This window comes from Martelella mediterranea DSM 17316 (genome assembly GCF_002043005.1).
Taxonomy (GTDB): Bacteria; Pseudomonadota; Alphaproteobacteria; order Rhizobiales; family Rhizobiaceae; genus Martelella; species Martelella mediterranea.
Map to the genome: position 1 here is coordinate 220,298 of NZ_CP020331.1, position 24,969 is coordinate 245,266.

A 24,969-nucleotide genomic window follows, 5' to 3' on the forward strand; every position below is an offset into this window, starting at 1 on the left:
TGAAAGACGGGCTGCAACCTGTCCTTCAGGCCCGCAAGGTGCTGGATTGCAACCGATAGGCCAACGGCGATATAGAGTTCCGGCGCTACGACCCCGCCTGTCTGACCGACTTGCCAGTCGATTACGCGTTTATTGGCACCGATATTCTCACGGGTGCTTCCTCCAGTTCGCTATTCGGACGCCAGGCCGCCCTGCCGTCGATGTCTCCACAAGGTCGCGCACGCAGGTTGCGGAGATCGAGCATCGTTCCTTGTGCCGCTCCACTTTCAAAGCGAGCGGCACCTTGCTCATGGAGCGTCGACGGCCATTGCCGGGTCTATTGGACGAGTTCAAAAGAAAACGCGGCCTGATCAGGTGCTTGTCTTGTCCAGGAAGGCCTCAATCGAGGCGCGGTGCTCCTTGGTGGTGTAACACATCGCCTGGGCCTGGCGGCCGAGCGAGAAGACCTCGTCGTCCGAGCTTTCGAAGGTCTTGTCCAGGATCGACTTGGTCAAGGCGATCGCCGCCGGGGAACCCTGGATCAGTTCCCTGGCCCAGGCGCACGCGCTGTCGATCAGGTCGTCAGCGGTGGTGACACGGTCGACCAGGCCGATCGAAAGGCCTTCTTCGGCCAGTACGATACGGCCGGACAGGATCAGCTCCTTGGCGCGGACAAGGCCAACGCGGCGCGGCAGGAAATACATACCGCCGCCGTCGGACACCAGCCCGCGCTTGAGGAAGCTCATCGACATTTTGGCGCCCTCGACGGCGACGATGAAGTCGCAGGCCATTGCCATGTCGAGGCCAAGTCCGACGGCCGCGCCGTTCACCGCCGCAATCACCGGCTTGGTGCAGCCATGAATGACGGCGACGCTCCGGTGCGTCTGCTTCTGACGCGTCCAGCCGTTGAAGGCGACGTCGCCCTGTGGCGCGTTCAGGCGCTCGCGCATACCGCCAATGTCGCCGCCCGAACAGAAGCCCTTGCCGGCTCCCGTCAGGATGACCGCCCGGATCTCGGGCGCGCGGTCGGCCCATTCGAATGCGGCGATCATCTCGGCCCGCATCTGGTCGTTGATCGCGTTACGCACATCGGGGCGATTGAGCCGGATGATCGCCACGGCGTCGCGGATTTCCACCTCGATGAATTCCGCAGACGAAAGGGCGGGTGTGCTGTGATCATTCATGGTGACATTGGTCCTTGAATTGTTCGTTTATGCGATGGAACGCCGCACAGGCGTCACGGCGAGAAGCCCGGGCAGGACGTCGGAGGTCATGATGATCTTGCGCAGGTCGTCGGCGGTTTCGGGCGGCAGAACCTCCCGCGCCAGCTCGTCATATTTCTCGAACAGCTCGGCATCGGTCAGCGGATCGTCCGGGTCGCCCTTGCGCGTCGGCTGGAATTGCTCGAGCGCCTGCCCCGATTTCAGGATGATCTTCAGCCGCGCCTGACGCTTGACCGGATAGGCCGCGGCGATTTCCGCATCCTCGGTGACCGAGACCCTGGACATGAAGGCGCGCAGATCCGCGCGGTTCAGCGCTTCCGGCGTAAAGGCCGCCAGACGCACGCCGCCCAGATGCAGAAGGGCGGCAGTGCAGTACTGCACGCTGAACCGGGCATCCCGAGCGGTGTTGACGTCCATCCGGTCGCAGATCGAAACGGTCGGGCCGTAGCCGCTCACCTCGATCCGCTCGACATCTTCGGGGCCGAACGGCTGTTTGACCTGCATCGCCCGGATGCCGTCGAGGGTCGGAAAGATGTGTCCGCAGCAGCCATGGTTCTTGAAGGTCATGTGCGAAATCGGGGTCCAGTCGCCCAGCCCGGCGAGACCCGCTTCCCAGTTCCCGGTGCCGTCGCTTGTGGCGGCGGCATAGCCATGCGCCGCGTCGAGACTGCCCGGAGAACCGGTCACACCTTCGGCGGCGGCAAGCCCGGCAAGCACGCCCGCGTCGGCGGCATGGCCGCAATGCATGGGCTTGGTCTGACCTTCACCCTGAAGATTTTCCTGATGGCCACCTGCGAAGCTGCTGGAAATCGCGATGGCATGGGCGATCTGCTCGGCATTGCAGCCCTTGAGCATTGCGGTCGAAACGGCTGCTCCCATGGTGCCGACGGTCGCGGTGATGTGCCAATTGCGGTAGTGGCTGGGCTGCAGCGCCATTGCGATCCGGCAACCGACCTCGTAGCCGCCGATCACCGCGCGGTGAAAAGCCTCGGCGCTGGCGCCTTCCGCCTGTGCCACGGCCAGCGCGGCGGCGATTGTCGGACTGCCCGGATGATAGCCCCCGTCGCGGAAAATATCATCGAACTCGACCGTATGGCTGGCGGTGCCGTTCATGAGCGCCGCATGGCGAGCGCAAACCCGCTGCCCCTCCACATAGGACGCCGCTTCGCCGGCGCCTCGCTCGGTGGCGAGCGCGCGCGACAACGCCAGGGCGGGGCCTTCGGCGCAACCGGGCAGCAGAGCCGCGAACCAATCCAGTACGGCGCGGCGTGTGTCGTGTTCGACCGCGTCGGTCAGCGGGCGCGTCTGCCACGCTTCGGCGGCCTGCGCCAGGATCGTCAATGGATTGCCGGACATGCACCTACCCCCTTTTCAGCAACAGGCCGCCATCGACGGGAAGCAGCGCGCCAGTGATGTATTTGGCCTCGTCCGAGGCCAGGAAAACGGCGGCGTTCGCGACATCAAGGGCTTCGCCCATGTGTCCCATCGGCACCATGGCATCGCGCTCGGCGCGAATCTCCTCGCGCGTCCGCCCGGTTTCGGCGGCCCGGCGCTCGATGGCCATGGGCGTGTCGATCAGGCCCGGCACGATAACATTTGCCCGCACGCCAAAGCGCGCATTCTCAGCGGCGATGTGCTGGGTGAAGGTATTGATCGCGCCTTTCGAGGTCTTGTAGGCAACCGTCGGCCGCATCGACAGCGACGACGTCGATGAAATGTTGATGATGGAGCCGGATCTGCGCTCGCGCATCGAGGGCAGGGCCGCCTTGCAGAGCATGAACATGCTCTTCAGGTTAAGCGTCATGATGCGATCCCAAACATCGGCGTCGAGATCCGTGGTCGCGCGATCGCCTTTCGACATGCCGACATTGTTGTGCAGGATGTCGATGCGGCCGAACGTGTCCAGGGTCTCGCCTACGATGTTCCGGCACGCCGCCTCTTCGGTCACGTCCGCGGCAAGGACCAGTGCCTTGTCCTCACCGATCATCTCGCGGGTTTCCTCGGCGAAATCCCGGTTGATATCCACAAGAACGCAGGTTGCGCCCTCCTGGGCGAACCGGATCGCTGTTGCGCGGCCGTTTCCGGGGGTCGACCCGGGCTGCTGCCCGGCGCCGGTTATGATCGCGATTTTGCCGCTCAGTCTTCCACTCATGATGGACCAGATCCTTCCCGAAGTTCAGGTCAGTCTAGCAGTGAGAACTCTAGGGCGGACCTGACTAGATGTTAGGATCGGCAAATCGCGGGTCTGACCGTTTCAGTCGCGGCCGGGTGCGCCTGATTTGAAGAATTCGCGCGGCTGGCCCACCTGATCGAGCAACCAGTCGATAAAGCGCTTGGTTTTCAGGCTGACCGACGCGGTGGTTGGCCAGATCACGTAAAACGCCGCGCCGGTAGGTATCCGCATCTCCAGAGGCCGGACCAACCGACCTGCGGCAATCACATCGTCAAGCAGGCCGAGCTGGCCGATGGCAAGACCAAAGCCTTGCTGAGCGGCGGAGTAGGTCAGGAGCGATGTTTCGAAATCCGTTCCGGAGTTGACGTCCAGATCGACTTCGACGGCGTTTGCCCAAAACTCCCACGCGCGCCGGCGGTAGCGTGAATGCAGAAGTTCACCCTTGCTCACCTCTTCAGGCGCGTGCAGTCCTCCGATCGAATCGAGATAGGACTGGCTGCAGACGACATCGACCTCTTCATCCCAGAGCTTGCGGCTGCGCGTATCCCGCCAATCGCCCTTGCCAAGTTGAAGCGCGACATCAAGATGCGTGCCGCGAAAGTCCAGAGGTTCGACCGTCGTGTCAAAACGAATGCGGATATCGGTATGCCGATGTCTGAAATCCATAAGCTTTGGCATGAGCCAATGGTGGGCAACGGTTGGGTGGACACGCAGGTTGACGGTACCTTCCGTCTCGTGGCTGATCATGCGCTGGGTCGCGCGCTCCAGGTCATCGAAGAGCGCCGCAATTTCAAGACCAAAAGCACGGCCGGCTTCGGTCAGTTTTGCCGATCGAACGCCACGTTCAAACAGGCTGACATTCAAGTAGTCCTCGAGAATCGAAATCTGGCGGCTGATCGCCACCTGACTCACGCCCAGTTCCCTGGCTGCGGCGGTGAAGGTCTTGTGACGCGAGGCGACCGCGAAAGAGCGCAGCGGGTTCAAGGGAAGGCTGATACGGCGGCGTTGCATAAGCTAAGGTTAACCATGGCGTACTAACGGGCAGTTATTGCCCATTTTAGTTAGGTTAAGCTTCAGTGTGATAAGGGGTCAAGTCTGCGGCGGATCTCTGGCCAGAATAAAGTTGTGCTCATGCCTCAAAACTCTCACGCGCCTGCTCCGGCCGCGCGCCCTTCTGACTCCGGCCCGCTACGCTTTTTCAAGGTCGTTCTGCTTCTTCTTGCGTCCGCGCTCGCGGGCTGGGGGTTCCAACGCATCGGCGCCCCTCTGCCGTGGATGATCGGGCCTTTGGTGCTGACCTCGTTGGTTTTCATGGTCCTTGCGCCATCGATGAGTGTGCCCGATCGTCTGCGTCCGGGAGGACAGGTCGTGGTTGCAACTCAGGTCGGACTGGCGTTTTCGCCCGCCGCGCTTGGCATGCTGCTGGATCTTGCTCCGGTGATTATTGGCACGGCGCTCGCAAGCGGAATGTGCATTATGGCCGTCGCGTTTTTATTCGCGCGGCTCACGCGGCAGAGCGTGGCGCAAAGCTTCCTGTCTTCCGCGCCGACCAGTCCGGTGGAAGCGGCGACCATGGCCGCCGCCGCCGGGCTCAATCCGGTGCCGGTGATTTTTTCGCAAACCGTCAGACTTGCGGCCGTCGTTCTGGTGGTGCCCTTCGCCCTTTACGCCATCGAGGGCTGGCCGGATGCGAGCCGTCCTCCGGTGACCTTCGACGTTAGCTTCCAAGCGGATATCGTGCTTCTGGTGGTCCTTGGTATCGCAGGCGCCATGATTTTTCGCCGCCTTGGCGTGCCGAACCCGAATTTCCTGGGGCCGATGACCTTTGCCGCCGTCCTTTCCGTGGCGGGGATCGCGTTGACGCCGTACCCGTTGCTGATGATCGCGGCGGCACAGATCGTGCTGGGCAGCTGGCTTGGCGCGCAATTCCGACGGGAGGTTCTGACCACGGCGCTTGGCATGTCGGTGATGGCCATCGCCTCATCAATGCTTCTGCTGTTGCTTTGCTCGCTTTGCGCGATCGCTATCGCTGCCATCTCCGGCTTGGACTGGAAAGCGGTGGTTCTCGGCGCGGCGCCCGGCGGCGCCGTGGAAATGGCACTGACGGCGAAGTTCCTGGGGGAAAACGTGGTGCTGATCACCACCTTTCACATCGTGCGTATTTTCATCTTCATGCCCAGCATCCCATGGATCGTGAAGGGATTGCTGCGCTACGATCAACGGAACGACCTTGGAGATAAAACCTCATGACACCTCTGAGACAACTGCCCGCCGGACGTATGGCGCGCGTCGCTATTCTGGACGACTATATGGGCGTGGCGCGGGATCTGGCCGATTGGTCGCGGCTGGAAGACCGTGCCGAACTGACTTTTTTCCGTCACGCAATCCCGCCGGAGCGCATCGCCGAAGAGCTGGCGGACTTCGACGCCATTTGTCTGATGCGCGAGCGCACCGATCTGCCAGCCGAACTGCTGCGCGCCCTGCCGAACTTAAAGGCAATAGCCAGGACAGGCCGTCGGACGCGCACGCTCGACGTCGACGCGGCAGCTGAACTCGGCATCGCTGTCATGTCGACTTCGGGCAGCGGCGATGGCATCTACGCGACGGTCGAACTGGCCTGGGGGCTGATCATCGGATTGATGCGCCACATACCCGAGGAGGCGGGCGCAATGCGTGAAGGGGCCTGGCAATCCCGCCTCGGCAACGCGCTTTACGGCAAGACCCTCGGGCTTGTGGGCCTCGGCAAGCTGGGGACGCGCATGGCGCTGGTGGCAAAAGCCTTCGGCATGAACGTGATCGCCTGGAGCCCGAACCTGACAGCGGAACGGGCGCGGGAAGGGGGCGCCGACTATGTCGACAAGGAGACGCTGTTCCGCTCGGCCGACATCGTATCGCTGCACCTTGTCCTCGGCCCGACGACCAGGGGAATCGTCGGCGCCGGAGATCTGGGGCGCATGCGACCCGAGGCGATCCTGATCAACACCGCCCGCGGTCCTCTGGTGGATGGCGAGGCCTTGCTCGAAGCCCTGCGAACCCGACGCATTCGGGGCGCGGGCATCGATGTGTATGATGGCGAACCTCTGGCTTCGTCCCACCCGATCCGCAAGGTACCGAATGCACTGCTCACCCCCCACCTGGGATATTCCGTGCGCGAGACATTCGAGCGTTTCTATGCGGAGACCGTGGACAATCTCGACGCCTGGTTGAGCGAACGTCCTGTCTTCTGACTGCCGGAACGAAAACAGCCGGCCCCCCTGGCGGGACCGGCTGCGAACCAGGTTGGAAGATCGCTTTACTGACCGATGCCGCGCTTTTCGGCCAGATTCTTCCAGGTTTTCAGATCGCGCAGATAGACGTCCTTGAACTCGTCAGGCGTCAGCTTGCCCGCGACTGCAAAGTTCTGTTCGAGCTGCTCCTTCATGGTGTCCGAGGCCATTGCCTTCGCCAGATCAGCATTGATCTTTTCCACCAGAGCCGGATCCATGCCGGCGGGACCGAACATTGCAACCCAACCCTTGATGTCGACACCGGAGATGCCGGCCTCACCGCTCGATGGAACATCGGGCAACAGTTCGAAGCGTTCCGGTGCCAGCACCGCCAGGGCCTTGAGACGCCCGTCATTGACATAGGGCATCACGCTCGCGGTGGTCGAGATGTAAGTGTCCGCATGTCCGCCCATGAGATTGGTTGCCGCTTCCCCGCCGCCATTGAAATGGACGACATCCGCGGGAAGGTTGGCCGCATCGATCACCAGTTCGGACATGAAGTGGCTGGAACTGCCGGGACCGGCGGTTGACATGAACAGAGGACGTTCTTCCGCTTCCTTCAGAAGACCGGCGAAATCGTCGGATTCGACCTTGGCTCCACCCACCATGACATAAGGACTGGTGATCAACAGGGAAATCGGCGTGACATCCGTTTCGGGATCGTATTGGAGGTCCTTTTGAAGAGCCGGGGCCGTGGAGATGGCCGCGGTATTGATCAGCAGGGTTTGGCCATCGGGGGCGGCCTGCGTCATTTCGGTAGTGCCGATCATCGAACCCGCGCCGGGCTTGTTCACGACCACGACCGGCTGTCCCCATATTTTCTCCAGCTCGATGGCCAGCGGGCGCGCGGTCATATCCGTGGATCCGCCGGTGCCATAGGGGACGATAATCGTTACGGGCCCGTTCGGGAAATCTTCTTGTGCGCTGGCGACGGTCGCGCCGAGCGTCAGTGCGATCACTGCTCCTAGAAACGTTTTCATTATACTCTCCTCCTTGATTGAACTGTTTCGATTCCTGCAACTGCGTATTTTCCGGACCGCCGGGCGACCCGCCACGGACCCGGCTGTTGGTCCCATGGCAATTTCAAAACTAGCCTCCGACCGAGGTTTGTTCGGTCTTGTACATCCGATCGCGCTTGCGCTTGCGCACCGCGCTGATCAGGGTCCAGACCAGCAGGGCAAGCGATATGGCCAGAACTGTGCCTGAGATTGGCCGCTCAACCAGAGAGATCACATCGCCACGGGCCAGCACCATGGCGCGGCGGAACTGCATCTCGACCAGCGGGCCAAGCACGAAGCCGAGCAACAGAGGGGCTGCAGGCAGTCTCGCGATGCGCATTGCAAAACCGATGATCCCGAAGCCGAGAACCATGAAGACATCGGCGGGGTTCGAACGCACGCTGTAGGAGCCGATGCACAGGAACACGATGATTGCGGGGTAGAGGTAGTGATACGGGATCAACAGCAGCCGCACCCAGATGCCGATAAGAGGGAGGTTCAGGACCAGCAGCAACAGGTTTCCGATCCAGAAGCTCATGACCAGGCCCCAGAACAGGGACGGTTGTTCGACGATCAGCGTGGGCCCCGGCTGAATGCCGTGGATCATCAACGCCCCGAGCATCAGCGCCATTGTGGCGCTTCCGGGAATGCCGAGCGTCAGCGTCGGAATGAAGGCGGTCTGGTCGGCCGCGTTGTTTGCGGTTTCGGGAGCGACAACGCCCTCGATCACGCCGGTCCCGAATTTTTCCGGATGCTTGGACATGTGCTTTTCGACGGCATACGCCATGAAGGCCGCGATCGAGGGGCCAGTCCCCGGAAGCGCGCCGAAGAACGATCCGATCGACGAGCCGCGCAGGCCCGGCATCCAGGAGCGACGCCAGTCTTCCCTGGTGGGAAGCATGTTCAGCAGTTTGGCGCTGGATTTGTCGATCTTGGCGCTCCGCGTGGCGCCGATGGAAGACAGGATCTCGCCGACCCCGAAGAGGCCCATAGCCATCGCGCTGATCCCGAAGCCTTCAAGAAGGCTCATGGACCCGAAGGTGAAGCGGCCGACGCCGCTTTGGCTGTCGGTGCCGACAGTGGCGATCAGCATGCCGAACACCACCATTGCGAGCCCCTTCGACGGCGAGGCGTTTGCGATCGTGGATGCGGCAACAAGGCCGAGCATCATGAGCGAGAAGTATTCTGCCGGACCAAAGGTAAGCGCATACTCCGCAATCAGGGGCGAGAACAGGCTGAGGATGATGATGCCGATCGACCCGCCCACGAAGGATGCGATGGTCGTCATGAACAGAGCGACGCCAGCGCGCCCCTGCTGTGCCATGGGATAGCCGTCAAGACAGGTGACTGCGGAAGACGTGGCGCCGGGAATATTCAGCAGGATAGAGGCCGTCGAGCCGCCATAGGTGGTGCCGTAATAAATCCCCGCCAGCATGATCAACGCGGCCGTCGGATCGAGATAGAACGTGATCGGGAACAGCATCGAGATCGCGGCGAGCGGCCCAACGCCCGGGATCACCCCGACAAAGGTTCCAAGGAACACGCCGGCGAAACAGTACATCAGGTTTGCCGGCGTGATCGCCGTTTCAAGCCCGAGGGCGAAATTTGCGAGCAGTTCCATCAGAAGGGCCAATCAAAGGAATGGATGGGCAGGCCGAGGCCGAGGATAAAGATCGCCCAGGTCAAGAAGGCCATTGACGCGCCGAGAAGAAGGGCGCTCACCAGCGGGACGCGCTTTTCAGCGAAAGTTGCGATCACGACCGTCAGGAATACGGCGGGGACGAGCCCCAGCGTCTCGATCGTGAATGCAAAAGCCAGGATGCTGCCTGATATCACCAGAAAGGGACGGAAAGGCAGAACGATAGCGTCGCCTTTTTTGAGGAATCCCGGAATGGCGATGGAGAGGCCAAACCCCGCGAGAATAACGCCCAGGGACACCGGCACCATGGCCGGCCCCATCCTGCTGACTGTTCCCAGAGAATAGTGCTGTGCCGCATAAAGGGCAGCGAACCCTCCGATCAGCGCCAACGCCAAACCTGTAAAAATGTCTCTGTAGTCTCGATCAAGCACTTTACCCCTCCCTGTGGTCCAGCGCGTCAGTTTGACGGAGTGTTCAGCCTTCCAAAGAGTTAAGCAATAGGCTAAAGCTGGGGCGAGCCTTACATTTGGTTAGGCTAAGTATTGGATGGATAGCTTGCGCGTCCGGGCCCGGCGTTTAAGAGTTTTCGTATGGAACATGATCTCATAAAAGCAGGATGGAGCCTGGAACCGGACGACGGTTTTATCGGCCACGTTGGCGGTCTCTGGCACCGTACGCTTGACGGCCAGCCACAGTTCGCATTCGTCGCTCTGCCGATTCACGCAAACCGCAACGGGTGGGTGCATGGCGGAATGCTCATGACATTCATGGACAGGGGCCTCGGACAAACGGCGAGACTGTCGGCGGGTGCCGTGCGCGGCGCCACGATCAGTCTGAATCACCAGTTTCTCGCCCCCGTAAAGATCGGCGATTTTGTTGAAATGACGCCATGTGTCACCAAAATGTCCTCGCGGATGGTATTTATGTCCGCCATTGCCTCTGTTGCAGATAACCCGGTCCTATCAGCCCAGGGCGTCTGGCGCGTCTCGCACAGCAAAAGCTGAAGCCTGACTGCGCCGTGGCCAGGGCTGCGCCCGACGGATCGGGCGCACCGAATGTTCAGTCCTTCAACACCACGAGACCATCGGCCGCCGCAACGCCTTGTCCATTCTGCAGCACGAACAGCGGATTGATCTCGGCTTCTTCGAGGCGTTCGCCCAGAGCGTCGCCCATCCGGGCCAGCGCCTCGATTGCGGCAATCAACGCATCAGTGTCGTAGGCCGGCGCTCCGCGATAACCGTCGAGCAGGCGCTTGACCTTCAGATCCTCGATCATTCCGCGCGCATCGCCTTCCCGCAACGGCAGAAGGCGCAGTGTGCTGTCGCCCGACAGCTCGGCCTGCACGCCGCCTGCGCCCAGAAGGATGAGCGGCCCAAGCTGGGGATCGCGGCGCAGGCCCAGAATCATCTCGAGACCGCCCCGCACCATGTCCTGGACGAGATAGCCCTCGGGCTCGGGCAGTCCTTGCTTGGCAAGCGTCCCGGCCATTTCGGTCAGCGCCGGTCCGACGGCCTCGGGCGCTAGACCGACGCGCACGCCGCCGACGTCGGATTTATGCGCGATCTCGCGCGACAGCACCTTGAGCACGACGGGGCCGCCGAGCTCTGTTGCTGCCTTGAGGGCCTCTTCGGCGGTCTGCACCACAAAGCTCTTGGCGCCGGTCAGGCCGAATGCGTCGAACAGGTCCCGCGCCTCGGCCTCGTTCAGCGCGCCGCCGGGCAGCGCCTCGGGCAGCGCCGTTGCGGGCTTCGCCTTGAGCGGAGCGCCGGCTTCGGGCTGCGGCAGCGCCGCCTTGAGCACCGTCGCGCAGGTCTCGGGCGCGGCAAAGGCCGGCACGCCCTCACGGTTCAGCAGATCGACGATATGCGGCGCGTGCGGGCTGACATAGGCGATCAGCGGCTTGTCGCTGGCCCGTGCCCCGGCGCGGATCGCGCCGACGGCGACGTCGGGACGGGCGAGCGCCGAAGACCCGACCACCACCACCACGCCGTCGATCCCGTCAGAGGCTAGCAACGCCTGCGTTGCGGCGGTCATGATCGCCGGCTCGACACCCGCAAGCGTCAGATCCACGGGGTTGGAGGTCATCGGCGCGTCCTTGCCCAGCAGATCCGCCAGTGTCTTGCCTGTGGCCGCGTCGATCTCGGGCACGTCCAGTCCCAGCAGACCGCAATTATCGGCAACCAGGCTGCCTGCCCCGCCGGTGGAGGTCAGGATCGCCACCCGCTCGCCAGCCATCTTGCGGCCGCTCGCCAGCATTGCGGGCAGATCCAGAAGATCGCTGAAGGTCTCGGCCCGGATCGCGCCCACCTGGTGGAACAGCGCGTCATAAGTCCTGTCCTCGCCCGCCATGGCGCCGGTATGCGAGACGGCGGCACGTGCGCCGGACTCCGACCGGCCGACCTTGTAGACCACGAGCGGCTTGCCGGCTGCGCGCGCGGCGATTGCGGCGCGGCGGAACTTCTCGACCGAACGGATGCCTTCGATATAGGCGGCGATCACGGTGGTTGCATTGTCATGGGCGTAGGCTTCGATCAGGTCGGAAATATCGAGGTCCGCTTCGTTGCCGGTCGAGGCCAGCTTGCAGAAGCCGATGCCGCGTGCCGCGCCGCGCGACAGCAGCGCGCCCAGAATGCCGCCGCTCTGCGAAGCGACCGAAATGCCGCCCTTGTGGATATCGTCGCCTTCCAGCGCTCCGCTCGCCGACAGGACGATGCCGCGCGAAAGGTCCATCGCGCCGATCGTGTTGGGGCCGAGCAGCCGCATATCGCCCGCGGCCGCGCGCAGCGCCTGCTGGCGGTTTCGGCCTTCCTCGCCGGCTTCGCTGTAACCGCTGGCGAGTACGATGGCGAGCTTGCAACCCTTCGCGGCCAGATCGCGGACCGCCGCTTCGGCGCGGTCGACGCCCAGCAAAACGATGGCGACATCCGGCGCGCCTGGCAAATCGGCCACGCTGGCAAAGCACGGCAGCCCGGCAATCTCGTCCGCGCGAGGGTTGATCGGCCAGATATTGCCCTCGAACCCGTGTTTCAGCAGGTAGGCGACCGGGCGGCCGCCGGTCTTCTTCGGATCTGCCGAGGCGCCGACGATCGCGACGCTTTCGGGGGCCCAGAGTGCGTCGAGCGGGCTGTTGAAAGTGTTCATTCTTTTCCTTCCCGATCCACGCCGAGCAGGCGCAGATCTCCGAGTTTACGAGACGGACCGGAGATATCCGCAAAGCGGGCGCAGGCGGCTCGCAGCGTTTCCGGATTTTGTTGACGCGCCCAGTGGACCGGCCCGCCGACCCAGCGCGGAAAACCGTAGCCATTGACCAGAACCACGTCGACGTCGCTGGGGCGCAGCGTGCCCCCTTCCTCGACCACCAGCGCCGCTTCATTGACGATGGTAGAAAGCGCGCGCAACTGAATTTCGGGGGCGGACAGGTCTTTGCGGGAAATCCCCTTTTCCGCAGAGGCGGCGAGGATCAGCGCCTCGACCTTGGGGTCGCGCTCGCGCTTGCCGCTGTCGCCGTAACGATAGTAGCCTTCTCCGGTCTTGCGCCCGAAACGCCCGGCTTCGCAGAGCCGGTCGGGGATGTGCACATAGCGCTCGGCCGGATTTCTGTCCGCTGCTTTCTGTCTGCGCATGTTCCAGGCGATGTCCAGTCCAGACAGGTCGGCCACGGCAAACGGTCCCATGGAAAAGCCAAAGGCTTCGAGCGCCGCGTCCACCTCATGCGGGAGCGCTCCATCCTCCAGCATGAATTCGCAGGAGGCGCGATAGGCCGCATAGATCCGGTTGCCGATGAAGCCGAAGGCGTTGGCCGCCTCGACCGGCTGTTTGCGAAGCATTCTTGCCACCGCCAGTCCGGTTGCCATCGCGACGTCGCTGCTTTTTTCAGCACGCACGATTTCGAGCAGCTTCATCATATGGGCGGGGCTGAAGAAGTGCAGACCGATGACATTTTCGGGATGAGCCGTTTCCGCCGCCATCCGGTCGATATCCAGATAGGATGTATTGGTGGCTATGATCGTGTCGGCCGGCAGCACCGCATCCAGCGACCGGAACAGCGCGCGCTTTACCTCCTGGTCTTCGAAGACCGCCTCTATCACCAGCTCGCATGCGACCAGTGCGGCAAGCTCGGTTTGCGGCGTCAGCCGCGTTTTGGCCTCCCGGGCCTCGTCCGCGCTCATGCGACCGCGCGCGACCGCGCCGTCGAGGGCCTGTTCGATGCGTTCGATGCCGCGGGCCAGTGCCTCGACATTGGTGTCGATCAGCACGACCGGCTTGCCGGCCTGCAGGATTGCGGTGGCGATCCCGGCGCCCATCGTGCCGCTGCCGACGACGCCGAAACGCGTCACCGAAAGCGGCTTGGCCTTGCGGTCGGGCTTGCCGCGCAGCGCTTCGCGCTCGGCGAAAAAAATATGGCGCAGGGCCTTCGCCTCAGGCGCCACCCGGAGTTCCTGAAACGTCTGCCGTTCAGCGGCAAGACCGTCCCCCGCCGATACCGCGCCTGCCTTCCTGATATGGCGGATCGCCTCCAGCACATGCGGACGCGCGCGGCGGCTTGCGCGCTGGGCGGCCGCTTCGGCATCGCCGCGCTCGGGCACGGGGCGGTCTATCACCCGCCTTTTGGTTCCGGCAAGGCCGCGTGCCATTTTGACCGCCTCTTCGCGCAGATCGCCCTCAGCGATCGCGTCGACCATACCGAGGGCCAGCGCTTCGCGGGCTTCGACGCGCACAGCCCCGGCGATCAGACGGATCGCCTCTGCCTGGCCCACAAGGCGCGGCAGTTTTTGCGTGCCGCCGGCACCTGGAATGATCCCCAGCGCGGTCTCGGGCAGGCCGACCATGGTTCCGGGCGCCGCGATGCGTGCGTCGCATCCCAGCGCCAGCTCGTATCCGCCGCCGAGGGCCGCGCCGTGCAACGCGGCGACATAGGGTTTCGACGCGCTTTCGATGGCCGCGATGACCTGCGGCATTTGCGGCGGCGCGAGCGGCAGGTCGAATTCACGGATATCCGAGCCGGAGATGAAGCTTCGGCCCGCGCCGATCAGGACGGCGCCGGCCAGTCGCTCTTCCCGCTCGACCTCGTCGATTGCAGCAAGAAGCCCCTTGCGGATGTCGTGGGAACCGGCGTTGACCGGCGGGTTGTCGATAATCACGACGGCGATATCCCCGTCGCGTTGCAGATGAACCTGTCCCGTCATTCCGCCTCCACGCGCATTAGCGCATCCACCGCCGCAACGCCCTCTCCCTTGGGTAGGACCATGAGCGGGTTGACCTCGGCTTCGATGACGTCGCCCGCCAAAGCAAGCCGCGAGACCGCAACGATCGCTTCGGCCAGTGCGTCGAGATCGCCTTTCTGACGGCCACGCGCGCCGTCGAGGATCTGCGTCGCCTTCAGCCCGGCGATCATTTCCTTCGCCCCGGCCATATCGATCGGCGCCAGCCGCATCACCGCATCACGATAGATCTCGGTAAAGATCCCGCCCGCGGCAAGAACGACGACGGGACCGACTTCCGGGTCGCGGCGCATGCCGACCAGCACCTCGCCGACGCCCGCGCGCATCTGCTGGACGAGAACCTGCGCGACCCTGTGGCCGGGCAGATGTGCCTCTACATTGGCGCGGATTGACGCCACCGCCTCGGCCAGGGCGGCGGGACCATCGATGCCGACGACAACGCCGCCGGCATCGCTTTTATGCGGGATTTCCGCGTCAAGCACCTTTGCCACCACCGGATAGGGAAAGGGCAGGGCGGGAACCGGCGCGTCTGCGTCCAGGGCCACCCAGTCGGCCACCGGCAATCCCGCCAGGCGGCCATAGGCCTCGGCCTCGTCGAGGGTGCGTCCTTCGCCGCGCGGTGCCTTTGCGCTGCGCTCCGGCAATGACGGCGTCTGGCGGTGAAGTGCCGCGGCCACGGCATCGGCACAGGTTTCCGGGTCCTCGAAGGCCGGCACGCCCGCGCCCGCAAGCCTGCGGGCGGCATCCGGGGCATCGGGCACCAGGAAGACCGCGAAGGGATGGCCGGGCGCGTCGATCAGATCGATCGCCGGTTGCACGGCAAGGTCCGGGTTGAAGCGGGCCGAAGACCCGACGCTGACCAGAACAAGATCGAACTCCGGCGCCGAACGCAGGATTTCAATCGCCGAACGCATGATATCATAGCGGGTTCCGGCAAGCGTCAGATCGAGGATGCGGTTATTGCCGGGATCGATCCCCGCCGCGCGCAGCCGCGCGCGGGTTTCCTCGCTGGCCGGAACGATCTCGACGCCCCGTCCGGCAAGCTGGTCGACGGCCATCGCCGCGCCGCCGCCGGTGGTGGTGATCACCCCGACGCGCCCGCGCCGGGGCGCTGAAGCCGCCGGCACACGGGCCAGAAGCGGCGCCGCCTCAAGCAGGCCCTCGAAAGAATCGACGCGGGCCATGCCACAGGCGCGGAGAAACACATCCGCCACCTCGTCGGCGCCGGCCAGCGAACCGGTATGCGACTGCGCAAGCTCTGCCGCCTCGTCGGAACGGCCAAGCTTGAAGACGGCGACCGGTTTGCCGCGACGGGCTGCCTCCTTGGCGAAGCGCTCCAGCCGGTCGGCATGTCCCATATGTTCGAGAAACAGCAGAAAGCCGGTTACATCGGGATCGTCGAGCGCGGCCATGCAGACATCGCCGATGGCCAGATCGCCCTCGCCGCCGACGGAGACAAGCCCGGCAAAACCCAGCCCCTTGCGCTTGCCCCGCGACATCAATGCCCCGATAAGGCTGCCGCTGTGCGAGGCGACAAACAGTCCGCCCTTCGGCAGATCGGACTCGGCAAAGGCGGCGTTCGCGGTCAGCGTCATGCCATGATGCAGGTTCGCCAGGCCGATGGAGGAGGGCCCCAGAACCCGCAATTTGCCCCGACCGGTCAGAGCCGAAAGTCGGGCGAGATTCTCCGCCCCTGCAGCGCCTGCCTCGGCAAAGCCGGTGGCCAGAACGGTTGCCACCGGCACGCCGAGCCGTTCGCACTCCTCCAGCGCATCAAGCGCGAATTGTGCGCCGGTGAGGATGAAAGCGTGTTCCGGGACTTCCGGCAGATCGGAAAGCGAGCGATAGGCCGCCTCGCCCTGCACGGTGTCGCGGTTGGGGTTGATCGAATAGACCTTTCCGGCATATCCGGCCGCCCGCAGGAATTTCAGCGGGCGGCCGGAGGTCTTGAGAGGATCATCGGACACGCCGACAAGCGCGATCGTGTCGGGGCGCAGCAGTGCCTTTTGCCATCTTTTCGCAGTCATCAGGACGGCCTTTGGCTGAAACGGCGCTCGAAGACATGTTCGGCGATGCGGTTCTTGAGCATTTCCAAAGAGCCGCCTGCAATCTGCCAGCCCCGGGTCCGCTTGACGCAATACTCCACCAGGCTTTCGGTCGAGTAACCATAGGCTCCCATCGCCTGAAGCGCTTCATTGGCCACGTCGAACCCGGCCTCGTTGCAGGCGAGCTTCGCAACCGCGGTATTGAAAGCCGAGGGCAGGCCGTTGGCATCGCCATCGCGCGCCGCGCGATAGAGCAACATCTGGGCGCTTTCCAGCTTGACGACCATATCGGCGAATTTCCACTGCAATCCCTGGAATTCACAGAGCGGGCGGCCGAACTGGCTACGCTCGGTCACATGCCGTCGCGCCACCTCATAGGCGTGGCGGCCCAGCGCCAGCGCGCGCGAGGCATTGCCGATCCGCTCGACATTGAAACCCGAGATCTGCTTTTTGAAGCCACCCGGTCCGAGCAGCAGGTTTTCCGCTGGAATCCGGCAGTCTTCGAAATAGAGCGGGCACCATTCTTCTCCACTCATGAAGGGTGCCGGCTGACCGATGGTAAAGCCCGGTGTGCCGCGCTCGACGAGCACCGATCCAATGCCATTGGTGCCCGGACCGAAACGGACATAGATCAGGAACAGATCCGCATGGGGGCTGTGGGTCGAGAAGACTTTCGAACCATTGATGATATAGCCGTTCCCGTCCTCGCGCGCCGACGTCTTGAGCTCGGTGACGGCGGATCCGGCATCGGGCTCGCTCATGCCGAGCGAGATCAGTTTTTTCCCCGCCAGCAGATCGGGCATCCACCGCTCCTTCTGCGCGGGGGTTGCGAACTCGGCGAATGTCCGGATCGGACCGAAATTGCCGGCTTGAACGACATCCGCGCTTTTCGGGCAGACCATCGCCAGTTCCTGGATGGTTATGACCGCATCCATAAGGGTTCCGCCGACGCCGCCGTTTTCTTCCGGAAAGGTGATCCCCAGCATCCCCATTTCGGCGAGCTTCCGCGCGACGTCCCAGGGGTAGTCACTGGAATGAGCGCGCTCGAGCGCACCTGCCGCGAGCTCGCCATCGGCAAAACGGCGGACGGCTTGGGCAAGCTCCATCTCTTCAGGCGTGAGTCCGGATGTCACGGGGTAGGCTCCTTCTCGAATAGCACACGCAGGTGCACGATCACCCGCGATGCCTTTATCAAGCCAAAAGGATGGTCATAAAAGTGACCGGATGTGGTGATTGCATAACCTCCGGTCAGTCTAACGCTTTGCCGTGGCAATCGATGGGCACTAAACGCGGATGAACGCCTCGCGCATATCGGTTTCAGGGCAAGCCTCTTGCCCGCACGCCGGACAGAATGTCGGCCTATGCCGGCGCTTTGCTCATCAATGCATCAGTCGCAGCGCGCGCTCATGCCGCCATCAACCACGATCTCGGTTCCGGTGACGAACCTCGCCTCGTCGGAGCAGAGGAACAGAGCGGCATTGGCGGTGTCGCGGCCGTCTCCCATCCATCCCAGCGGAATACGCCTGACGCGTGATTGCAGCAGCGCTTCCACATCGCCGCCCATGCGCTGACCGGCAAGCCGCGACTCGACCATCGGCGTGTGGAGTTGTCCCGGCACCACCGTGTTGACCCGCACGCCCTTAGGCGCGAACTCCACCGCCGTCACCTTGGAGAAGTGGATGATCGCCGCCTTGGCCGAGGCATAAGCGATCTGCGGCGAGCCGGTGAAGCGGGTGCCCGAGGTGGAGGAGGTGTTGACAATGGCTCCAGCGCCCTTTTCGGCCATGTGTGGCAGCACTGCGCGGCAGGTCAGGTAGACGCTTTTGAGATTGAAATCCATCTGCCGGTCCCAGCCGGCCTCGTCCAGGTCGGTCGGGCCGCCTTTGGCCGATCCGCCGACATTGTTTACGAGCAGGTCGATCGTGCCGAACCTGTCGATACAGGCGGCAACCATCGCCTCGACCGAAGCGCGGTCCGTCACGTCGCAGAGATAGGGCTCGATTTCTCCTCCGGCGGCGCGAACCCGTTCCAGCGTCTCCTCCATGGTGTCACTGCGCAGGTCGACAGCAAAGATCCTGGCGCCTTCCTCGGCGAAACGCACGCAGGTGGCGCGGCCGTTCCCCCAGCCAGGACCGACGCAGCCAGCCCCGGTCACGATTGCGATTTTCCCTTCCAGCCGTCCAGCCATCTCAGTTCTCCTCGAAACGATAAAGTCTTGTGGGATTGTCGACCAGCAGCGCCTGCAACGCTGCCGCGTTCGGTGCGATCTGCGGCAGCAGGTCGAACAGATCGCCGTCATCCGGCGGGACGGTGCGGTAGTTGGGGTGTGGCCAATCCGTCCCCCACACCACCCGGTCGCCAAACCGCTCCACGACGGCGCGGGCGAAGGGCACCGCATCGGCGTAGGGCGGCTCCTGGCGCGATGCGCGCTCGCAACCTGACACCTTGCACCACAGGTTCTTGTGGTCGAGCAAACGCAGCAGTGCCTGAAACGCGGGTTGCGCGAGGCCCAGAGAGGCGTCAACCCGGCCGATGTGGTCGACCACGACCGTCACCGGCAGTTCGATCAGCAGCGGCGATAGCGTTTCAATCAGGTCTGGCGCCATATGCACCTGCAAATGCATCTCCCGCTCGGCAAGACGCGGGGCGAGCGCGCGCAACTCCTCCGGCCCGGCGCCGGGCGCGAGATGCGCCATGTAGTTGAAACGCACGCCGCGAAAGCCTTGAAGCGCCAAGGTGTCCAGCGTTGCGTCGCCTGGGTCGGGCGGCGTGAGGGCAATGCCCAGATAGCGCCCCGGACGGGCCTGCATGGCATCGATGACGGCCGCGTTGTCATGCCCGTGCACCGCCGACTGAACAATCATGCAGCGGTCGATCCCCATCTGGTCGTGCAGCGCGAAAAGCGCCTCCTTGGGGGCGTCGGCGGGTTTGTAGCTATTGGTCTTCGAGTAAGGAAACCGGTCTCGGGGACCGAATACGTGGCAATGGCAATCTGCCGCGCCGCTCGGCAGGTGCGCCTGCGTCGTTTGCGGATCGCGTTTCCAGGTCACCGGTCGTTCATTCATCGGACAGCTCCGGCGTCGGGTTGTCTCCCATCGGCGGCACTCTGAAGATATTGATGGTCAGCGATATCAGGGTGTAGTAGCCGAGCATTCCAACGAGATCGACGAGCGCCTGTTCTCCCAGAATATCGATGGCGCGGGCATAAAGTGCATCATCGATGTTGCGCGTCTCATGCGCCGCACGCGACACGTCGTAGACCACCGCTTCCATCGCATCGTTGAAGTCCGGCCGGCGGTTTAACCGGATTTCCTCGATAATCTCCGCCGACAGACCAGCCTTGAGCGCGTGGCCCTTGTGGATCTGCCATTCATATTCCGATCCGAACACCCGGCCCGTCACCAGAATAGCGAGCTCGGAGAGTTTGGGGTCAAGAACCGTGTCGTAGCGGCAGTAACGGCCGAGATCCTGTGCCTTCGCGGCCAGTTCGGGGCGATGAAGCCAAACGGCCAGAGGACCGCGGACGCCCCCGCGGGGGCCGCTGGCGATGGCGTCGTGTATTTCCCGCTGGCGCTCATTGTAAGTGCTGGGATCGGGGGCGGGCAGGCGTTGTTCGGGCCATCGGCTCATTCTCTTGTCCTTTCGGTTTCGCTCCAAAAGCGGTGACTGCGCCCGAAGGTGTCAAGCCAGTTTTCCAGCGCGGGATGATCGGCGCGCCATTCCAGCGGCTGACGCCAGTCCAGATAGCCCAACGCCGCCGCAAGGGTGATTTGCACCAGCTCCGCACGACGGGGATCCGGAAGGTCCGGTTCAAAGGCGGCGAGGGCGCGTGTGATCTTGCCGCGCTGATGCGCCAGCCAGCGCTCGGAGGTCTGGCCGGGCTCGCGGAACCGGTTTTCGTAACTGACCAGCAGTGCGGCGTCGGTGATCCCGTCCGCCAGCCGCGCCCGGGTCAGCGCTCGGAACCGCTCCAGCCCGGCCCGGGGCAACAGGCGACCGCCCCCGGCCACCGCATCGAGCATTTCGAGGATGACGTGGCTGTCGTAGAACGCCTCGCCTCCGATCATCAGGCAGGGTAGCTTTCCCAAGGGGTTCTGTTGCCGCAGACTGTCATCCTCGTCCATTGTGTTGGCGGATTGCAGTTGCACCCGCTCCTCCAGTCCGAGAGCGATCAACGCCATGCGCACCTTGCGTCCGAATGGCGAGGTTTTGGTGCTGCGGAGCACGATCTTATCCGCTGGTCTCCCCCAATATGACGCGATTGCGTTCATTGCATCCGCTCCGGCAAGAACAGGGCGATCTGCGGGAAGATACACAGCAAGACCAGCATCGCCAGACCGGCAATGACAAAGGGCAGGAGACCGCGGAACACTTCTTCAAGCTGCACCCGGCCTTCGGAGGCGGACTGCACCACAAAGCAGTTGATGCCGACCGGAGGCGTGACCGCGCCGATTTCCACCAGCAGCACGACGAAGATGCCGAACCAGACGGGATCAAAACCAAGGTTCATCATCACCGGGTGCGTGATCGGCAGCGTGATTGCCAGCAGCGCGGGCGCATCCATCAACATGCCCAGAGCAAGGTAGATGACAGCGACGAACGCCACGATGATCCAGCGATTGACTTCAAGCCCGGTCAGGAAGCCGCCGACGACGTTGGTGACGCCGGAAAGGGCGAGGAACTTCGAGAACACCAGCGCGCACATCAGAATGGCAAAGATCATGGCCGTGGTGCGCATCGTTTCCATCAGCGTCTCTTTCAGGGCGATGCCCTTGAAACCGCGATGCCTGATCAGCGCCAGAACAAGCGTCAGCATGGCTCCGACGCCACCTGCTTCGGTTGGCGTGAATATCCCCAGATAAAGCCCCGACACGATCGCCACGATAATCAGCACAAGAGGGCCTGCCATGCGCAGCGCCAGAACCTTTTCGCGAAGCGAGTAGGTCTGGGTGTCCATCGGCGCCAGTTCCGGGTTCATTCGCACCTGGAGCCAGATCGACAGGCACAGGATCAGGGCGAAGAGGATGCCGGGGATGAATCCGGCGATTAGAAGCGCGCCGATCGAACTGTCGGTCAGGATGCCGTAAACCACGACCAGCGCCGAAGGCGGAATCATCACCGCCAGAGTGCCGGCGATGGCGATGGATGCGGAGGCCAGTCTCTTGTCGTAGCCGCGGTTGAGCATTTGCGGCAGCGCGAGCTTGGTGAATACTGTCGCGGTACCCACTGACGAACCGGAGGCCGCCCCGAAAGCCGCAGCACCGAGCGTGGTCGAGATGGCGAGACCGCCTCGCAGGCCGCCCAGCCATTTTGACGCGGCTTCGAAAAGGTCTTCGCCCAAGCCTGCCCTCATGGCGAAAAAGCCCATCAGAAGGAATAGCGGAATGACGGAGAAGTGAAAGGAATGCGTGGTGTCGAAGAACACCGTGGACAGGATCGCGGTCGATGCGTTGAACCCCACCAGTGCCGCAAGACCCAGTGCGCCCACAAGCCCCAACACCACCATAACGTTAATTCCGAGAAGAATGCCGGCAAAGAGGCACAGGGTTCCCAGAAGCCCAATCGCTATATTGCTCATTCGATTTCCTCCGGGTCTGTATCGGGAAGCGCGCCGCCGAGCGCGGCCACAGCCGCGTCGATCAGAAATTGTACGGTCAGAAGCGCCATCCCAAAGGCAATCACGCCCTTGACCGGCCACAATGGATAGCGGATCGAGCCGCGCTCGATTTCACCTATGGCAATTGATTTCGCCGTTAGCTTCCAGCCGGCATAGGTTGCCCAGGCAAACAGTGCTGCGCCGGCCAGCATCGCCAGAACGAGAAGAGCTCGCTGCAGGCGTACCGGCAGTTTGCGGGTCAGCAGGACAACCTTGATGTGCCCGCCTTCGTATTGCGTCATCGCAAGGGACAGGAAAATAATGAACGGAAGCGCTCCTTCCGTCAGTTCCAAGGTGCCCCCGACCGGCATGTTGAAGAGATAGCGCAACAGCGCATTTGCCACGACCAGCACCATGACGGCCATCAGTGCAGCGCCGGCAATAAGGCCGCATAGGTTCAGCACGCGTCCGAAGCCGGCGCGTACGCTCGTTATGAATTGCATCGGATCTCTCCTGAGACTTTGGCGCGGGAGGTGCCCGCGCCAACATTCGGTTTTCAGAATGTCAGTTTCTCGACGATGTCATCAACCGGCACGTCCCTGGCCTCGGCCTTTTCGATCCATTCTTCCCGGACGGCCTGAACTCTTTCGTCGGCAACCAAAGCTTCGAGCTCCCCTGCCGGAAATTCCATGACCTCCACGCCGAGATCGCCTTTCCAGAGTTCACGAACACGCGCGGCATCCTCGTCGAGTTGGCGGCTGTATTCCAAAAGGTAGTCATGTCCCAGTTGATCGATCACAGCGCGGGTCTCATCGTCCATCGCGTTGTAGCTATCAAGGTTCATTGCGATGATATGGCCGAAGGAGGCGCCGAACGGCGCTTCGATGTAGTATTTGGCAACTTCGTCATATTTCCATCCCCGGGCCAGTGCCGGGCCGATTGGCGTGCAATCGATCACCGAGCGCTGAAGCGCTTCATATGCGTCGGCGGTCGAAATCGACACCGGAATGGCGCCCATCGCCTCGATCAGCGCAGGATAGGCGAAGCCGTAAGAGCGGATGCGCAACCCTTTCATATCGTCCAGCGAACGAACCGGCTTCGTGCAGAGAAGACCATAGCTTTCCAACGGCCGGAAGCCGACTGCGTGCAGGTTCTGTTCGGCAAGCTCCTCGCTGAATTGCGGATACCGCGCATGCCACTCCTCCATCGCCTCGCCGACGCCCAGAGAATCCATCGGCTGCGGAATGTAGAAACCAATGGCGTTGTTGAGTGGCAGGAGGTCCGGGAAATAAGGCGTCACCACGTCACCGAAGTCACCGACCCCTGCGGCCAGCGTTTCGGGAATTTCGCGCGTCTTGGCGACGGAGCCGCCCCAGAATATCTCGATTTCATGTTTGCCGCCTGTACGTTCGGCGAACTGGTCGGCAAACCATTGCGTTGTGATCGCCTGGGCGTCGCCCGCGCCTTGCGGCTTGTAGGTAACCCACTTGTAGGTGTCGGCAAGCGCATCGCTTGCCATAATGCTGGCAACGGTAGCAATGGAAATGAGTAGCTTCATTTGGTTCCCTCCCAACTCAATGGTTCCTCTAACCACTGTTCAGAAGAAATACTAATGAATCACAAGGCATGCCGAAAATACCAATTCCGCATGCTTTCCATGCTGGGGCGGTATGATTAGTGCCAGATATTACGCTCAACAAGCTCCCGGACGATTTCGGCTATGACGGCCTCGACCGCGCTGACGGCGAGGTTGTGCCGCCGATCCGTTTTGATCGCCGTGCATAACCTCCATTCGATTTCCGGCGCAACAATTGGCACTGCTGACAGCGTCCCGAGATGAAACTCCGTAAGGACGCCGCCGAAAGTCAAAAGCGTGTAGCCGTGCCCGCCCCGCACGAGCGCTTTGAGATGCCATATGCCATCAACACGCTGAACTACATTCAGCGAGGTTCCGATTTTTTCTGCATGCTGATCGGCCAGCAGCCTCAGGTAGTTGGAGCGCGAGGGCATGATCAGGGGTAGCGCCGCCGCCTCAGCCAATGTGTATGAGGGCCTGTCGAGCGATCCCGCGCATCCGATCAGGTGAAGTTTTTCGACAAGCAACTCCTGGCTGGAAATGTCGGCACGTTCGGGCGGGTTGTGCATCACCGCCAGGCTGATCTGGCCATTGAGCAACAGGTCTTCCAGCTCCCGGCTGAAGCCTTCTTGAAAGCGCAGCACGATATCCGGAAACCGTTCCTTTATCCGCTCAAGCAAAGGGGGACAGATGAACTCGCCCGGTGTGGGCGGCATTCCGACAACGACCGTGCCGGCCGGCCTTTCCGAACTTGCCGTCAGATCATGATACGTTTGTGCAAGCTGACCGAACAATGTATAGGCGCGGTCGAGCAGGACCTTTCCTGCGGGCGTGACTTCCACGCCTCTGACAGATCGCTCGAACAGCGTTACCTTCAGGTCATTCTCAAGGCTGGCGATCTTTCGGCTAAGCGCCGGCTGAGCGATGTTGAGGCGACTGGCCGCGCGCGTGATATTCCGCTCCTCGGCGACAGTGACGAAACACCTCAAGGTGCGGATATCCGGCTCCCAATCTGACAAAGCAATCCTCTCCGTTCAATTCCGAACCAGCCCTGGCAAACGACGTCATCCGCGGTCGCGGAAAGAACATATCGGCGTTTGAAGTCGAGAATGCAATCCGGTCGCATGCGCTCCTGCGCGAAGTCGCGGTCTATCCGGTGTCTTCGGAGTTTTCCTGGTGCTCAGCCGTTTCATCGAGGCGATCGCGCATGGCGAGGCGTCAGGCCTCTCCCGAAGTCACCCCAATGGTGATG

At 62.8% G+C, this 24,969-nt stretch carries 22 protein-coding genes and 1 pseudogene; 3 read left to right on the forward strand and 20 right to left on the reverse strand.

Annotation, left to right across the window (positions count from 1 at the left end; all coding sequences use genetic code 11):
* Positions 1-20: 20 nt before the first annotated feature.
* From Mame_RS26890 to Mame_RS22780, 5 genes and pseudogenes are all read right to left on the reverse strand, one after another.
* A pseudogene (locus Mame_RS26890) lies at positions 21-122 on the reverse strand (FAD-binding protein); the annotation flags it as partial.
* Positions 123-350: 228 nt separating this feature from the next.
* The gene (locus tag Mame_RS22765) at positions 351-1,163 is read right to left on the reverse strand and encodes an enoyl-CoA hydratase/isomerase family protein (protein ID WP_018067282.1); all 813 of its coding nucleotides are present in this window, start codon (positions 1,161-1,163) and stop codon (positions 351-353) included.
* Positions 1,164-1,190: 27 nt separating this feature from the next.
* Positions 1,191-2,558 carry an MmgE/PrpD family protein gene (locus Mame_RS22770; RefSeq protein WP_018067281.1) on the reverse strand — a complete coding sequence of 456 codons (1,368 nt, stop codon included), beginning with the start codon at positions 2,556-2,558 and terminating at the stop codon, positions 1,191-1,193.
* Positions 2,559-2,562: 4 nt separating this feature from the next.
* Entirely contained in the window at positions 2,563-3,354 is a 792-nt protein-coding gene (locus Mame_RS22775) for an SDR family NAD(P)-dependent oxidoreductase (RefSeq protein ID WP_018067280.1), read from the reverse strand.
* Between the two features lie 102 nt (positions 3,355-3,456).
* The gene (locus Mame_RS22780) at positions 3,457-4,386 is read right to left on the reverse strand and encodes a LysR substrate-binding domain-containing protein (protein WP_026173904.1); all 930 of its coding nucleotides are present in this window, start codon (positions 4,384-4,386) and stop codon (positions 3,457-3,459) included.
* Between the two features lie 120 nt (positions 4,387-4,506).
* On the opposite strand from Mame_RS22780, the gene Mame_RS22785 reads away from it, so the two are divergent.
* Together Mame_RS22785 and Mame_RS22790 are read left to right on the forward strand one after the other, a co-directional pair.
* Positions 4,507-5,625: an AbrB family transcriptional regulator gene (locus tag Mame_RS22785; protein WP_079921031.1), complete on the forward strand. Its 1,119-nt coding sequence runs from the start codon at positions 4,507-4,509 to the stop codon at positions 5,623-5,625.
* The gene (locus Mame_RS22790) at positions 5,622-6,602 is read left to right on the forward strand and encodes a D-2-hydroxyacid dehydrogenase family protein (RefSeq protein ID WP_051085177.1); all 981 of its coding nucleotides are present in this window, start codon (positions 5,622-5,624) and stop codon (positions 6,600-6,602) included. The genes Mame_RS22785 and Mame_RS22790 overlap by 4 nt, the downstream gene beginning before the upstream one ends.
* 65 nt (positions 6,603-6,667) lie before the next feature.
* Here Mame_RS22790 and Mame_RS22795 read toward each other — a convergent pair whose 3' ends face one another.
* The 3 genes from Mame_RS22795 to Mame_RS22805 all read right to left on the reverse strand — a co-directional run bounded on the left by Mame_RS22795 (position 6,668) and on the right by Mame_RS22805 (position 9,709).
* A complete protein-coding gene (locus tag Mame_RS22795) occupies positions 6,668-7,621 on the reverse strand; it encodes a Bug family tripartite tricarboxylate transporter substrate binding protein (RefSeq protein ID WP_157624596.1) in 954 nt (317 codons plus the stop codon).
* A gap of 109 nt (positions 7,622-7,730) precedes the next feature.
* Positions 7,731-9,260: a tripartite tricarboxylate transporter permease gene (locus Mame_RS22800; RefSeq protein ID WP_018067275.1), complete on the reverse strand. Its 1,530-nt coding sequence runs from the start codon at positions 9,258-9,260 to the stop codon at positions 7,731-7,733.
* Positions 9,260-9,709: a tripartite tricarboxylate transporter TctB family protein gene (locus Mame_RS22805; protein WP_026173903.1), complete on the reverse strand. Its 450-nt coding sequence runs from the start codon at positions 9,707-9,709 to the stop codon at positions 9,260-9,262. The genes Mame_RS22800 and Mame_RS22805 overlap by 1 nt, the downstream gene beginning before the upstream one ends.
* A gap of 159 nt (positions 9,710-9,868) precedes the next feature.
* On the opposite strand from Mame_RS22805, the gene Mame_RS22810 reads away from it, so the two are divergent.
* The gene (locus tag Mame_RS22810) at positions 9,869-10,282 is read left to right on the forward strand and encodes a PaaI family thioesterase (protein WP_018067273.1); all 414 of its coding nucleotides are present in this window, start codon (positions 9,869-9,871) and stop codon (positions 10,280-10,282) included.
* 55 nt (positions 10,283-10,337) lie between these two features.
* Here the strand turns inward: Mame_RS22810 and Mame_RS22815 are convergent, their stop codons facing one another.
* The 12 genes from Mame_RS22815 to Mame_RS22870 all read right to left on the reverse strand — a co-directional run bounded on the left by Mame_RS22815 (position 10,338) and on the right by Mame_RS22870 (position 24,736).
* Positions 10,338-12,419, reverse strand: coding sequence for an acetate--CoA ligase family protein (locus Mame_RS22815; RefSeq protein WP_018067272.1), 2,082 nt, complete (start codon positions 12,417-12,419; stop codon positions 10,338-10,340).
* Positions 12,416-14,464: a 3-hydroxyacyl-CoA dehydrogenase NAD-binding domain-containing protein gene (locus tag Mame_RS22820; RefSeq protein WP_018067271.1), complete on the reverse strand. Its 2,049-nt coding sequence runs from the start codon at positions 14,462-14,464 to the stop codon at positions 12,416-12,418. The genes Mame_RS22815 and Mame_RS22820 overlap by 4 nt, the downstream gene beginning before the upstream one ends.
* Positions 14,461-16,527 (reverse strand): acetate--CoA ligase family protein, encoded by a 2,067-nt coding sequence (locus Mame_RS22825; protein WP_018067270.1) that lies wholly within the window; start codon positions 16,525-16,527, stop codon positions 14,461-14,463. The genes Mame_RS22820 and Mame_RS22825 overlap by 4 nt, the downstream gene beginning before the upstream one ends.
* Positions 16,527-17,651 carry an acyl-CoA dehydrogenase family protein gene (locus Mame_RS22830; protein WP_018067269.1) on the reverse strand — a complete coding sequence of 375 codons (1,125 nt, stop codon included), beginning with the start codon at positions 17,649-17,651 and terminating at the stop codon, positions 16,527-16,529. Before Mame_RS22830 ends, Mame_RS22825 begins: the two co-directional genes overlap by 1 nt.
* A 281-nt stretch (positions 17,652-17,932) precedes the next feature.
* Positions 17,933-18,733 (reverse strand): SDR family NAD(P)-dependent oxidoreductase, encoded by an 801-nt coding sequence (locus Mame_RS22835; RefSeq protein ID WP_018067268.1) that lies wholly within the window; start codon positions 18,731-18,733, stop codon positions 17,933-17,935.
* Position 18,734: 1 nt separating this feature from the next.
* Positions 18,735-19,610, reverse strand: a complete 876-nt coding sequence (locus Mame_RS22840; RefSeq protein ID WP_018067267.1) for an amidohydrolase family protein — start codon at positions 19,608-19,610, stop codon at positions 18,735-18,737.
* Positions 19,603-20,175 carry a carboxymuconolactone decarboxylase family protein gene (locus tag Mame_RS22845; RefSeq protein ID WP_018067266.1) on the reverse strand — a complete coding sequence of 191 codons (573 nt, stop codon included), beginning with the start codon at positions 20,173-20,175 and terminating at the stop codon, positions 19,603-19,605. The genes Mame_RS22840 and Mame_RS22845 overlap by 8 nt, the downstream gene beginning before the upstream one ends.
* Entirely contained in the window at positions 20,172-20,816 is a 645-nt protein-coding gene (locus tag Mame_RS22850; protein ID WP_210190850.1) for a glutathione S-transferase N-terminal domain-containing protein, read from the reverse strand. The genes Mame_RS22845 and Mame_RS22850 overlap by 4 nt, the downstream gene beginning before the upstream one ends.
* A complete protein-coding gene (locus Mame_RS22855; protein WP_018067264.1) occupies positions 20,813-22,123 on the reverse strand; it encodes a TRAP transporter large permease in 1,311 nt (436 codons plus the stop codon). Before Mame_RS22855 ends, Mame_RS22850 begins: the two co-directional genes overlap by 4 nt.
* On the reverse strand, positions 22,120-22,566 hold the full coding sequence (locus Mame_RS22860; RefSeq protein ID WP_157624593.1) for a TRAP transporter small permease subunit: 447 nt from the start codon (positions 22,564-22,566) through the stop codon (positions 22,120-22,122). The genes Mame_RS22855 and Mame_RS22860 overlap by 4 nt, the downstream gene beginning before the upstream one ends.
* A 131-nt stretch (positions 22,567-22,697) precedes the next feature.
* A complete protein-coding gene (locus Mame_RS22865) occupies positions 22,698-23,699 on the reverse strand; it encodes a C4-dicarboxylate TRAP transporter substrate-binding protein (protein WP_018067262.1) in 1,002 nt (333 codons plus the stop codon).
* A 116-nt stretch (positions 23,700-23,815) separates the two neighbouring features.
* Positions 23,816-24,736 carry a LysR family transcriptional regulator gene (locus tag Mame_RS22870; protein ID WP_018067261.1) on the reverse strand — a complete coding sequence of 307 codons (921 nt, stop codon included), beginning with the start codon at positions 24,734-24,736 and terminating at the stop codon, positions 23,816-23,818.
* Positions 24,737-24,969: the final 233 nt, after the last annotated feature.